Source organism: Rhodopirellula bahusiensis (assembly GCF_002727185.1).
GTDB lineage: Bacteria > Planctomycetota > Planctomycetia > Pirellulales > Pirellulaceae > Rhodopirellula > Rhodopirellula bahusiensis.
The window spans coordinates 43,991-55,559 of record NZ_NIZW01000013.1 but is presented as its reverse complement, the minus strand read 5'-3'; the positions used below and the strand labels follow the sequence as shown (position 1 = coordinate 55,559).

The 11,569-nt window shown below is 56.2% G+C and carries 12 protein-coding genes; 7 read left to right on the top strand and 5 right to left on the bottom strand.

What is annotated here, in order from left to right:
- Positions 1–92 precede the first annotated feature (92 nt).
- Positions 93–1,352 (bottom strand): M48 family metalloprotease, encoded by a 1,260-nt coding sequence (locus tag CEE69_RS17260; protein ID WP_199169897.1) that lies wholly within the window; start codon positions 1,350–1,352, stop codon positions 93–95.
- A gap of 298 nt (positions 1,353–1,650) precedes the next feature.
- Between CEE69_RS17260 and CEE69_RS17250 the strand changes: the two genes are divergently transcribed.
- The 4 genes from CEE69_RS17250 to CEE69_RS17235 all read left to right on the top strand — a co-directional run bounded on the left by CEE69_RS17250 (position 1,651) and on the right by CEE69_RS17235 (position 6,195).
- Positions 1,651–2,913 (top strand): putative DNA modification/repair radical SAM protein, encoded by a 1,263-nt coding sequence (locus tag CEE69_RS17250; RefSeq protein WP_099261866.1) that lies wholly within the window; start codon positions 1,651–1,653, stop codon positions 2,911–2,913.
- A gap of 459 nt (positions 2,914–3,372) precedes the next feature.
- On the top strand, positions 3,373–4,365 hold the full coding sequence (locus CEE69_RS17245; protein ID WP_099261865.1) for a DUF1559 family PulG-like putative transporter: 993 nt from the start codon (positions 3,373–3,375) through the stop codon (positions 4,363–4,365).
- 396 nt (positions 4,366–4,761) lie between these two features.
- The gene (locus CEE69_RS17240) at positions 4,762–5,166 is read left to right on the top strand and encodes a carboxypeptidase regulatory-like domain-containing protein (protein WP_233215328.1); all 405 of its coding nucleotides are present in this window, start codon (positions 4,762–4,764) and stop codon (positions 5,164–5,166) included.
- A gap of 138 nt (positions 5,167–5,304) precedes the next feature.
- Positions 5,305–6,195, top strand: coding sequence for a phosphatase domain-containing putative toxin (locus CEE69_RS17235; RefSeq protein WP_233215327.1), 891 nt, complete (start codon positions 5,305–5,307; stop codon positions 6,193–6,195).
- A gap of 13 nt (positions 6,196–6,208) precedes the next feature.
- Here CEE69_RS17235 and CEE69_RS17230 read toward each other — a convergent pair whose 3' ends face one another.
- From CEE69_RS17230 to CEE69_RS17225, 3 genes are read right to left on the bottom strand one after another with little or no spacing between them, the layout of a single operon-like run.
- Positions 6,209–7,468 carry an adenosylmethionine--8-amino-7-oxononanoate transaminase gene (locus tag CEE69_RS17230; protein ID WP_099261863.1) on the bottom strand — a complete coding sequence of 420 codons (1,260 nt, stop codon included), beginning with the start codon at positions 7,466–7,468 and terminating at the stop codon, positions 6,209–6,211.
- A gap of 54 nt (positions 7,469–7,522) precedes the next feature.
- The gene (locus CEE69_RS32875; RefSeq protein WP_199169896.1) at positions 7,523–7,693 is read right to left on the bottom strand and encodes a hypothetical protein; all 171 of its coding nucleotides are present in this window, start codon (positions 7,691–7,693) and stop codon (positions 7,523–7,525) included.
- A 20-nt stretch (positions 7,694–7,713) separates the two neighbouring features.
- Complete coding sequence (locus CEE69_RS17225) at positions 7,714–9,297, bottom strand: ABC transporter permease (RefSeq protein ID WP_099261862.1); 1,584 nt, start codon at positions 9,295–9,297, stop codon at positions 7,714–7,716.
- A gap of 229 nt (positions 9,298–9,526) precedes the next feature.
- Between CEE69_RS17225 and CEE69_RS17220 the strand changes: the two genes are divergently transcribed.
- From CEE69_RS17220 to CEE69_RS17210, 3 genes are all read left to right on the top strand, one after another.
- Positions 9,527–9,976 carry a YkgJ family cysteine cluster protein gene (locus CEE69_RS17220; RefSeq protein WP_099261861.1) on the top strand — a complete coding sequence of 150 codons (450 nt, stop codon included), beginning with the start codon at positions 9,527–9,529 and terminating at the stop codon, positions 9,974–9,976.
- A 159-nt stretch (positions 9,977–10,135) separates the two neighbouring features.
- Complete coding sequence (locus CEE69_RS17215; RefSeq protein ID WP_233215326.1) at positions 10,136–10,537, top strand: HU family DNA-binding protein; 402 nt, start codon at positions 10,136–10,138, stop codon at positions 10,535–10,537.
- Positions 10,538–10,631: 94 nt separating this feature from the next.
- Entirely contained in the window at positions 10,632–10,850 is a 219-nt protein-coding gene (locus CEE69_RS17210) for a hypothetical protein (protein WP_233215325.1), read from the top strand.
- Positions 10,851–10,947: 97 nt separating this feature from the next.
- On the opposite strand, the gene CEE69_RS17205 is transcribed toward CEE69_RS17210, so the two are convergent.
- Positions 10,948–11,415: a hypothetical protein gene (locus CEE69_RS17205; RefSeq protein ID WP_099261858.1), complete on the bottom strand. Its 468-nt coding sequence runs from the start codon at positions 11,413–11,415 to the stop codon at positions 10,948–10,950.
- Between the last annotated feature and the right edge of the window lie 154 nt (positions 11,416–11,569).

Sequence of the window (11,569 nt, the reverse complement as noted above, 5' to 3'; positions counted from 1 at the left end):
TGCAAATCACTTTTTCGCGCTACTCCAATTGGCCGATGAGGCGAGATTCCCGGTTGCGTTTTCGAAACTGGTTCGAACACGCTTCGGCTTAGCTAGATCAAATGCATGCGTGGCGGTTTCGCGAGTCGTTTGACTCGCATAGCCAAGCTTGGATGCAACCAACTCGCTCGACGTGCTGCCGGGTGTCCCGCTGTGACTCGACCAAGTGCCGCGGCCATCATCCCCGCCGCTTCGGCTTCTGTGGCTGGCATTCCTTCGGCATGCCCACCAGCCTTGACCGCCAACTTGCAAGCCACCGCGTCCGCGTCCCACTCCGTCAGATACGCAACCGCACTAAGTGTTCCGACCGTCAGCAGCAATCCGGTCAATCCGCCAACGGTTGCTCCCCACGATTCATTTGTGAACAGTGACCCAACCCAGATCGAAACAAACCAAGCCGGTGCAACGGCAGCCATGCGAATCGGAACGTGCCAACGACGAACGTGAGCGACTTCGTGCATCACGACCATCAACAATTGTCCCTTCGGCAAATCATCCAAAACTCGATCCGACAACAACAACATACGCCCAGGACGAAAAAGCCCCGCGACCAAGGCATTGAAGACGCGGCCGTTGGTGTTCCAACGCACAAGCCTCATCTTCGACCATCCCTCTGTTTTCACCCCAACTCGATCCAGCCAAAGTGTGATGGATTCGCGATCGTTCTCGCACATCGGCTCTTGCCGAATCACTCGAGCAACCACCCACGGCAACGCAAACGCGATCACCGCAATGCCCACTCCAATTCCGATGGCGATCGCATTGCCCGTCGCAATCGGCTGGCTCCATTCCGCCAAATCACCGAGCAACAAAAACATCATCGTCGGGATGATCAACCAAACCGGACCGGCTCGCAGCCCGGACCATAGCGAGACGAAGTAGTTCCGAAGCGATGCATCAGTCAGCCCCAAGCGGGCTCCAAAGACATGCTCCGCCGACCAAGTCGCCAGCAAGATCGTGATTCCGGGCAGCAGCAAAATGATCGACTGCAGCATCATGCTGGATTCCAAAACCGGTTGTTCGCGAGACCAAGCTGCCAGCGAAAACACACCGAGACAAATCAGCACGACTGGCAATCCGAGCCACCGAAAGATGTCCAGCTGAACCTCGAGCATCCGAGTCGCATCTCTCAGTCGCATGTGCCCTCGTTTCACCTGCAAAACCATCATCCGAGCAGCCGTGTGACACAGAATTGTCCATCCGGCAACCAAACAGACGCTGGCGATCACGGATCGAAACGAAGGCTCCGACCACCCCGGTGCCGAACCGCAGCAAAGCGACACCAAAACCAACAGAAAGACGTAGAAAGACAAAATGATTTCCTAGACGATGAGCACATGCGGCGGCTTGTTTCGCCACCAGACATCAGCAAACCCAATCTTTTTCGCGGCGTCAAAGGATTCTCGAAAAAATGACCACTTCGACGGCTCCAGCCTGTCAACTCGGGCCAGTTTTGACGGTTCTAACGAATTGACGGCTTCCGGTTCCGGCATGGCGTCAATTGTGATTCGAGCGACGGGCGCAGCGTTTGCGATCTTTTGCGTATGACACACGAATCAAAGCCAACATCCGCGGGAAACTTCTTGCGGCATCCACGCAGAACGAGACTTCATGCCATCACCTTCGGACATCAATGGAAAACTGGCGATCCTCGCAGACGCGGCGAAGTACGACGCCTCGTGCGCCAGCAGCGGGTCGAAACGCGAGTCAAAGGGCGGGTTGGGCAGCACTGAGGGCATGGGAATTTGCCACTCCTACACACCCGACGGACGCTGCGTATCGCTGCTCAAAATTTTGCTGACAAATTTCTGCATTTACGATTGCCAGTACTGCGTGAACCGGATCAGCAGCGACACGCCGAGAGCACGCTTCACGCCCGAGCAAGTCGTCAAGCTGACGATGGATTTCTACCGTCGCAACTACATCGAAGGGTTGTTCCTCAGCAGCGGCATCATTCAAGATTCCGACTACACGATGGGCCAGATGATCGAGGTCGCGAAAACGCTTCGCGAACGTGAGAACTTTCGCGGCTACATTCACTTGAAAACGATTCCGAACGCGGCGGATGACTTGATCGAAACAGCGGGGCAATACGCCGACCGACTGAGCATCAACATCGAACTGCCAACCATCGGCGATCTGAAAACGCTTGCTCCGGAAAAGAAGCGACCCGCGATCGAACGCTCGATGGATCGCATCAAAGTCAAACGCGACGAAATCACGACGGATCGAAAACGAGGCTTACGCGTCCCACAATTTGTGCCGGCCGGGCAAAGCACTCAAATGATCGTCGGCGCGACGGACTCGACCGACCAAGACATCTTGGACACATCGTCGGTTCTCTACGGCACCCATCGACTGCGGCGCGTCTATTACTCCGCCTACAGCCCGATTCCTCATGCGGACGCGAGACTGCCAGGGAAGTCACCACCCCTGGTTCGCGAGCATCGGCTGTATCAGGCCGATTGGTTGCTGCGATTCTACGGATTCGACGCTTCCGAACTGACCACTCCTGAATCGAAGAACCTCGACTTGGACATCGATCCAAAATTGGCTTGGGCTCTTCGCAACCGCGAACGGTTCCCGATTGACGTCAATCGAGCCCCGCGCGAAATGCTGCTTCGCGTGCCAGGCATCGGCGAACGCGGCGTCCAGCGAATCCTCAACACGCGTCGGCATCATGCGATCCGCGACGAAGACCTGATTCGAATCGGCGTGGTCTACAAAAAGGCACGACCGTTCTTGATCACATCCGACCGTCACCCCGAACCACTCAGCCTGGACAGCGTCGGACTTCGCAAACGCTTGCAATTAAAGACCGTCCAACTGGGCCTATTCGACGCGATTGAGTCAGCCTCATCCGGCCAGGTTTAGACGCAATCATCTTCGCCCAGATTGCCTAGCGAACACAGACTCACAATCATTCGCGAATTGACCGCTGTTCGGATGAATCCTTCCGGTCCGGGGGTTGCTCATATATCGCACACCCACGCTACGGAATTGCGCATCGCACGAGCGTACACCGCTACGTTTCAAGGCAGCCTCTCGGTTCACCAGCAATTCTCCAAGGTGAATCCAAACCGCTTTAAACCTCGGCAAAGTACCCGGCGTCCCCGGCGCTGTCGCATCCCATCCAAATAGACTTCACCCCCCACCCATTGGCATTTCCTTTGCCTTCAGCGTTCCTTCGTGTGGGTGACGGACGCTGCCCAGCTGGGTCTAAAGCTCATGCAACGATGAGATCTTTTGGGAAGGATTCTTCCCATCTTCACCTTAAGTTTCGAAGGCTTGTGTCCACTCAAGTTTTCGGAACTCTCACCTAAGGATTTGTCGATGCATCAGAAGAACTTGAAGCGATATGGATTCACTTTGGTCGAGCTCTTGGTTGTCATAGCAATCATCGGCGTCTTAGTAGGTCTGCTGTTGCCGGCGGTCCAATCAGCACGGGAAGCTGCCCGTCGGATGAGTTGTTCCAACAACATGAAACAACTCGGTCTTGCGATGCACAACTATCACGACACCATGTCATCGTTTCCCTTGGGTTCCTATAACCTTCGCGAAGCTTGGCCCGCCAGCGGATCGAACTGGCGTGCATTGATTTTGCCATTCATCGAACAGGGCAACATCTACGATCAGCTCGAGTTCAGCTATTCGTCCCACTTCATGGCGGGCGGAGCAGCCGGCGCCGACGCACTCTTGGGAAATGAAGTTCTCAAGTTCCTCGCCGTGCCAACTTACGCTTGCCCATCCTCTGCGATCGAGCTCTTTGAAAACGCTCCGGTTTCGAACAACTCCGAAGGAGCCATGAATGTCCACTATGTCGGTATCCAAGGTGCCGCCCGCCCAGTACCCGGCGGCGATCCCAACAAAGGAACCGCTGACCTTGGTCACGGATGGTCTTCCAACAACGGCATGTTGTTCGCCAACGGAAAGATCAAGATGCGTGACGTCGTCGATGGAACCACCAACGCCATCATGATCGCGGAACAATCCGGCTGGGTCGATGGAGTCAACCGAACCTCCAACTACTACGGCGGTTGGATGGGTTCGCGGCACCCACGTCCCGTCGACGGTCCTAGCAGTTGGGATTTGTGGCAAACCGGAACGACCTGCGTTCGCTTCGCACCCAACTCACAGATTGTGCAAACCGGTGCCACCGACCGCATGTACCGCAACAACACCGTAATCAACTCCATGCACACCGGTGGGATCAACGTGGTCATGGGCGATGCGAGCGTTCAGTTCATCACCGATTCCATCGACTTCTTGTTACTGAAACAACTTTGCTGCCGCTACGACGGCGAAGTCACCACGTTCCCACAATAGTTTTCAAGTAGGTGGGCAGGAATGAATGGGTTTGATTCCCGTGAGCAGTTTAGGCGTTAGCTACGGTTATGCGTGCAAACCGTCGCTAACGCGATACGGCTCATATAGCCCAAGACACCTGCGTATCTGCTCGACCCATTCAGCGAATCGAGCTTCCGTCCTGGTTGCGTCACAGAAGACCTGACCAACACAAGACGGAACTCGCAAGATATCACCCTCCCTCAGGGAGGGTCGAGCGAAGCGAGGGGAGGGCTACGCGCTGGAAATCAGTTTTGTCTTCCCCACCCAACACGCGAGCAAACGAATCGCCGCAAACCAAATTCATCCAGCAACTTTCGCGACCAAACCACTTTCTTCTCAATCAAAGCAATTCTTCCTATGTCACGACGAAAACCAATGTCCATTCAATCGGCTTCGCTCCTTTCCGCAATTGCACTCTTCACAACACTTTCGCTCGGGTGCAGCGAATCACCTTCCGTGGGCACAGTCGCGGGAACCGTCAGTCTGAACGGCAAACCTTACGACGACGCGGCTGTGATGTTCCTGGATTCAACGACGGGCCAGGCCGCAGGAACGGACATCCAAGCGGGAGGCGAGTTTTCGCTGAAAGATCCGATTCCAACGGGCACCTACAGTGTTTACCTCGCGCCGAAAACAGTACCAATGACTGAGGGTTCACCGGAAGCCGTCAAGATTGACGAAGCGGTGCCAGAAAAGTATTGGAATGAAGCGACCACCGATGTCCAAGCGGTTGTCAATGAAGGCGAAAACAGCGTCACGATCGAACTGATGAAATCGTAAGATCCGACGTCCTTTCGCGGACACGCAACAAAGCCTCAAGCCTGGGACTGTTGAGAGCCAAGTGCTCTCGACGTCCTGTTGTTTGGTTCTGCCCACCACGTTGTCACCGGCGCTTCAAAATGCGTTATCTTGGGTGACATGAAACAATCCAAACCTCTGATCAGATCTCTCCTCGGTGCGATTGGCATCCTTTCGGCTTCGCTGCTTTGTTTCAGTTACGCGAATGCGGACGAATCTCGCAAAGCCGACAAGCAGACCGCAGCACATGCCCCATCTGCGCTCGAAAACCGGATCGAAGTTCATCCAAGTCTGATGTCAGGCGCAGCCCCGCATGGCGAAGCCGCTTTTGCCGAACTGGCGAGCCTTGGTGTGAAGGTTGTCGTCAGCGTCGACGGCCAACGTCCTGATATCGAGTTGGCTCGCAAGCACGGCCTGCGATACATCCACATTCCGATCGGTTACGACGGCGTTCACGAGCAAGCGTGCAAAGCCGCCGTCGCACTGACGGACCAGATTCAAGAACCCATGTACGTGCACTGTCACCATGGGAAACACCGTGGTCCGGCGATGGCGGCCGTCATTGCTCAGACGGCGGGTTGGCTGGATCGCAAACAAGCCATCGAATTGCTGAAGAATGCAGGCACAGGATCGCAGTACGCGGGGCTGTGGCGAGACGTGGACGGGTTTCGTCCTCAGCCTGATTCGGTCGAGATCCCTGAACTGGTAGAAGTCGCCCAGATCAGCACACTGGCGTCCCACATGGTGGATACCTCCTTGCACTACGAAGTGCTTTTGAAGTCGATGCGTTCCAATGACTGGAAAGTCGGCGAAGTCCGCTTGCTTCAAGAAGCACTGCGAGAGTCCCATCGCGTTTGCAACGAAGAGATGCGTCCCTGGATGAAAGATTCCGTCGAATTGGTGCACTCGATGGAATCGCAAGTCGAACGCGAAGACTACCAAGAACTTAGCGAATCCATGGCTCGGTTGAAGAAAGCGTGCAATCAATGTCACGAACGCTATCGCAACTGATCACGCTCTGAAGCTAAGTGCACTGAAGCACGGTCGCGTGAGTTGCCTCAATCATCGCGTCGCAGATTTGGTGAAGCGAATCGTCATCAACACACAGTGGCGGCGTTGTGTACAAACAATCGCCGAATGGACGAAGCCAAACGCCTCGACGCACCAATTCGTCTTGCACCAATTGCATGTTGGGCGGATCACGGAACTGTACGACCCCGACCGCGCCAAAACACCGAACTTCCGCGACGCAATCGACGTCCGTCAGCACCGATAGCCGCTTGCGAAGGATAGATTCGATGTTGGCAACGTTATAGGGCGTGCTCTCAAACAGATCCAACGAAGCATTCGCGGCGGAGCACGCTAGAGGGTTGGCCATGAACGTTGGCCCGTGCATCAATGCGGCTCCCGGATCGTCGTCGTAAAACGAATCAAACACGTGCGATCGAGCGATTGTCACCGCCATCGACATGGTCCCCGCCGTCAAAGCTTTGCCGAGACACAGAATGTCCGGCACAACCGGCGATTCGAAATCGGAAGTGTGATCGACTGCGAACATCTTGCCGGTTCGATGGAATCCCGTCGCAATTTCGTCGGCGATCAGCAACACGTTGTGACGCCGGCAAGCCTCGCGAATTCGAACCAGCGTTTCCACGTCATGAAAACGCATTCCACCGGCACCCTGCACCAGCGGTTCGACGAAAACCCCCGCGATGGAATCAGAATGCCGAGACAACACGCGGTCCAGTTCCAATGTCGTGCTTTCATCTCGCGGCAGAGCAACATGAAACTGCTCCGTGATCGCATCGCTGTAACGAGCGTGCATGCTGCGTTTGGGATCGCACAATGACATCGCACCCGTGGTGTCACCGTGATAGGCATTGTGGAACGCAAGAAACCGAGTCCGACCGGGACGATTGCGGCGACGCCAATGACCAATCGCCATCTTCATCGCGACTTCCACCGCGACGGACCCGCTGTCGGAAAAGAACACATGGTTCAGATCACCGGGTGCCAACTCAGCCAATCGAGTCGCCAATCGCTCGGCGGGTTCATGCGTGATTCCGCCGAACATGACGTGCGGCATCCGCTGCAACTGCTCGTTCACCATTTGGCGAACATGCGGATGGTTGTAACCGTGGCAAGCCGACCACCAGGACGCCATCCCATCGATCCACCGCTCACCATCCGACCCAATCAGGTGGCAGCCTTCCGTCGCGACAACTTTCATCGGCGGAGGAGCCGTCTTCATCTGGCAGTAGGGCCGCCACACGCTGGTCATCATTGATTCTCGATACAATTCGTGGCGTGGTGCGATCCACGATCTACCTTCGCGATCTCAAGAAGCTCGCAGCTTGGTGGCTTCTTCCTCGAGCGATTTGATTTCGTCCTCGAGCTCTTTCAACTCGTCCAAGTCATCAGCCTGCTCCTTCGAACCCGCCAACCGCGGCCGGAGTGTTGCCAGCTTCTTGTTGATCACGTCCAAACGCTTCTTCGCCTTCTTGTCCATGGTGTCTCCTGCGGGGGCATTCAAAATTCAAGCAATGCCACGATGAAGTGAACGACCAACACATACAAGGTCGTCCAAAGTACCGTCGCGGTGATGCAATGACTGACATCACCGGCTGAATGCTTGGGGGTAATCCCTTGATGGTAACCAATCGCGGCGGTGCCGAAACCACAAAGTAGGTTCTTCGCCAGCACCCAATCCCAACCTTTCCACCAGATGAACGCGGATCCTCCGGTCGTATCGGGCGTGATGGCTCGAAAGAAGTGTTGTTGCCAGAAATGCACGCCGATTTCAGGGTGAGAGAAGTTGAACGTCACTCGGCTGATCCAGTGCGACGCGGTGAAAGCGATCCATTCCAGGATCGGAGTGGCAATCAAAAATGCGGCCAAAATTGGAATCAACAAGTACGCCGGAGCTCGAATTCCGAGCGTTCGCAGCGCATCAACCTGGCCGCCGTATTGCTTCACTCCAACGTCCGCCGCCACCGCAGCACCACAACGGGCCGCAATCAAGACGGTTGCCAGCACCGGAACCAAGATCCGATAGAGAGCAAAACCGATCGACGAAAGCAACTCATCGATCAACAACGGTTGCGTGTACAAACGAAACGGCAAAAAACGCAGCGTGAAGTACGTTGTCGTGAACCCAGCGATCAAACCGGCAATGATCAGATACACCCAAGCCGAAGGCCCTCCGACCAAACGCAGGTAATGAGCCAGAAACCGGCCCGCCCACTTTAAACTGGGAACGACCGGCCGAGCATCCCAGGGCAGACTCGCTGCGGCGACCAAGCTTCGTCCGGTCGAGTCAAGAAACCGCTCCGCACCTCGCCGCACAATCGCGAGCGGACCGGAATTCTGTTCCGAACCCGCATCATTGAGTTGCGATGGCGATAGAGCAACCGCTTCCATCTGCTCGGCCACGTTCGGCCAATTCGATGGATCGATTCGGCGGATCGTTTGCGACGCCGAATCAAACAGCAAAACTTCGTCGGCGATCGGTAGCAGCGTTTCATAGTCGTGCGTGACCACGATGCTGGTACGACCAAACCGAGTCTGGGTTTCGCGAATCAGTCCGGCGACGCGTTTTCCAGTGGCAGCGTCCAAACCCGACGTCGGTTCGTCATACAGGATGATCTCGGGAGCCGATGCCAAAGTTCGAGCGATCGCCAACCGTTGTTTCTGACCACCGCTGAGTGCCGCCACAGGTGTCGAAGCGGGAACGCCCAAAAACTCCAACCAGTCCGACGCATTGTGCTGAGGAGCCTCGCCAAGGTTCACTCGATGGTCGATCGCGAATTGCACGTTAGCGGTGGGCGACAGTTCATCGAACAACGCGAATTGCTGAAAGACGATCCCGGTTCGCGGCATCGATTCGGAATCCACCGACTCGCCCCGCCACTGAATGTCGCCACTCCACTGAATCGCATCGCCGTGACGAGGCAGGATGCCCGCCAGAACTCGCAGCAGCACGCTTTTGCCAGCGCCACTGCCACCGACCAACACGGTGATCTTGCCATCCGGAAACGCCAGATGCGCGTCTTGCAGCAAAGTTCGCTTGCCCGCCGACACACACAAATGATCCAGGGTCAAAGCGTCAGACAAAACAAACCACCAAGAGGAAGACTTCGATGCGAGTGAGAACTGGTCACGGCCGGGACTTTTGTCAGCCCGCGATGGAAAAACGAGCGATCGCCAAAACCGCGAGCGTTCCAAGTTTAACGCGTCCAACAGTTGCCAACACCGGACGATGGACGCCGAACTTGGCGAAGTCGCCTCCCACCGGGTAAGCTTCCTTTTTCCTTCGCTTTCATCTCACCCGCATTCAATCGCCGTGGCCAAACGTCCCACTCAACCTCGATCCCCCCAAAAGTCCGAACCCTGGTACTCCGATGGCCTGCGTTTTGAATGCACGCAGTGCGGCGAGTGCTGCAGTGGCGACCCCGGCTATGTCTTCGTCGACGAGAGCGAAATCGCGGATCTGGCCAAGGAGATGAAGCTCGACCGAGACGCGTTCGAGGACAAGTTTCTGCGCCGGGTTGGCAAACAATTCAGCTTGTTGGAATACCCCGACGGCGACTGCTTTTTTCTGGACCCGAAGACGCGACGCTGTATGGTTTACAACGCTCGCCCGATTCAGTGCCGAACGTGGCCGTTCTGGGACAGCACACTCGCCGGGCCCACCGATTGGCAGGAAACCTGCGAAGTCTGCCCGGGGGCGGGGAAAGGCAAACTGTACAGCTTTGACGAAATCGAGATTCGGCGGAAAGAAAAGTCGGTTTGATTGAAGTGTAACGGTTATGACGGTCGATACGTTTTACATGGACCGTTCTACGCTCGCTTCGGCGGCTTGACCGGCCCTGCTTTGAAACCTAAGCTGTCTCTGTAAGTCCATCAATCACAATGGTTTGCGGAGCCATCCGGGGTGACAAAAAAAGAAATCGTGCGCGTCATTTCCGAAGAACTCGGGTTGACTCAGCAGGAAACCAAAGAGGTCGTGCAGCGGACGTTTGACTCGATCGTCGAAACCTTGGTGCGGGAAGGCCGCATTGAACTGAGGAACTTCGGCGTGTTTGAAGTCAAACCGCGAGCTGCTCGAAAAGCACGCAATCCAAAGACGGGACAACAAGTCGACGTGCCCGAAAAGTACGTCGTCACGTTCAAACCCGGCAAGGTGATGGAACAACGCGTCCGGCAGCTGTCCAGCGACAACCTGCCTGACACTTGGGTCATGCCACTGGATCACGTGCCTCCGCCGGATTCTGCCGAGCGACCGAGCGAAACAGACGACCCGAACCGTCCGCCAAACAGCCCCCCCAACAGCCCTTCGGGCAGTTGGCAATAGAACGACCGACAAGTTCACGGAGGAACTGACGATGAAAAGCTCGCAAACGACCGCGAAAACGAATTCTGCAGCCCGTCTCGGCCAACGATCCGTCATGAGCCGTTTGGTTCTCGGATGCGTCCTTTTGGCTGGCCTGGCCACCTCCGTCGGCTGCTTTGTGCCGATCTACTCCAGCCGCCCTGAACGCCGCGTCCAGCAATTGCTGTACACCTCGGAAGACTTGCGTTCATTGGTCGACGAATGGGAGCGTTTCTGGTTCCTCGATTCGCCTTCGCACATGACCCCCATCCGTACTCACGGTGGCGTGCTCTAGGGCACTCTGACAGCAATGGCAGCGGAATCCGACCTGGGTTTCGCCGTCAATCATTGCACTCATGAACAATCACGGCCTTGGCGACCAAATGAGTCGCCTAAGTCGCAACAGATACGTTTGGCTGCATTCGCCGGATGAAGTGGCGGCCCGGCCAGTCCAACAGATGCCTCTCCCAGCCCGCTCGTTTGAGATGACGATCGGTGATCCGGGAATTGCTAACGTGAGCGACGATGGCGTACGCCTTCCGTAGCCGAGCGATTTCGTCGAGCATCTGAAATGCTCCGATCGCGGTCGCGTACCGAGTCGCATCGCCACTGCGAACGTAGTCGAGCGTCATGAACGCATTCATCCCACGCGGCACGTGGAAATCCAAGCAGCACACATCGCCCTGCAGTGCCGCGAACTTGGCTTGCCACCAAACCTGAGCCACTGAGACCGGGCTTCGCATCCAATGCTGCTCGATCCGTTCGAGCTCACCATCGCGCATCACAATCCGACCACAACGAATCCGAGCAATCGAATCCTCGTTGGTGTCGAGCTGCGAAAAGGTTCGGCGAGTCCACATGGCGAGCGATGCTGGATGACAAGCGTCTCGGAAGGAAGTCCTGGACACACGCGTGTCCAACAAGCGACAATCCAAAAGTGGGATAGGCTTCCAGCCTGTCGGTCGCGCTGGATCGGCCTCATGCAATTGACAGGCTGGAAGCCTATCCCACTTG

Coding starts and splice junctions, on each gene's coding strand:
- CEE69_RS17250 (WP_099261866.1), top strand. CDS start 1,651: ATGCCATCACCTTCGGACATCAATGGAAAACTGGCGATCCTCGCAGAC.
- CEE69_RS17240 (WP_233215328.1), top strand. CDS start 4,762: ATGTCCATTCAATCGGCTTCGCTCCTTTCCGCAATTGCACTCTTCACA.
- CEE69_RS17235 (WP_233215327.1), top strand. CDS start 5,305: ATGAAACAATCCAAACCTCTGATCAGATCTCTCCTCGGTGCGATTGGC.
- CEE69_RS17230 (WP_099261863.1), bottom strand. CDS start 7,468: ATGATGACCAGCGTGTGGCGGCCCTACTGCCAGATGAAGACGGCTCCT.
- CEE69_RS17210 (WP_233215325.1), top strand. CDS start 10,632: ATGAGCCGTTTGGTTCTCGGATGCGTCCTTTTGGCTGGCCTGGCCACC.
- CEE69_RS17205 (WP_099261858.1), bottom strand. CDS start 11,415: ATGTGGACTCGCCGAACCTTTTCGCAGCTCGACACCAACGAGGATTCG.
- CEE69_RS17245 (WP_099261865.1), top strand. CDS start 3,373: ATGCATCAGAAGAACTTGAAGCGATATGGATTCACTTTGGTCGAGCTC.
- CEE69_RS32875 (WP_199169896.1), bottom strand. CDS start 7,693: ATGGACAAGAAGGCGAAGAAGCGTTTGGACGTGATCAACAAGAAGCTG.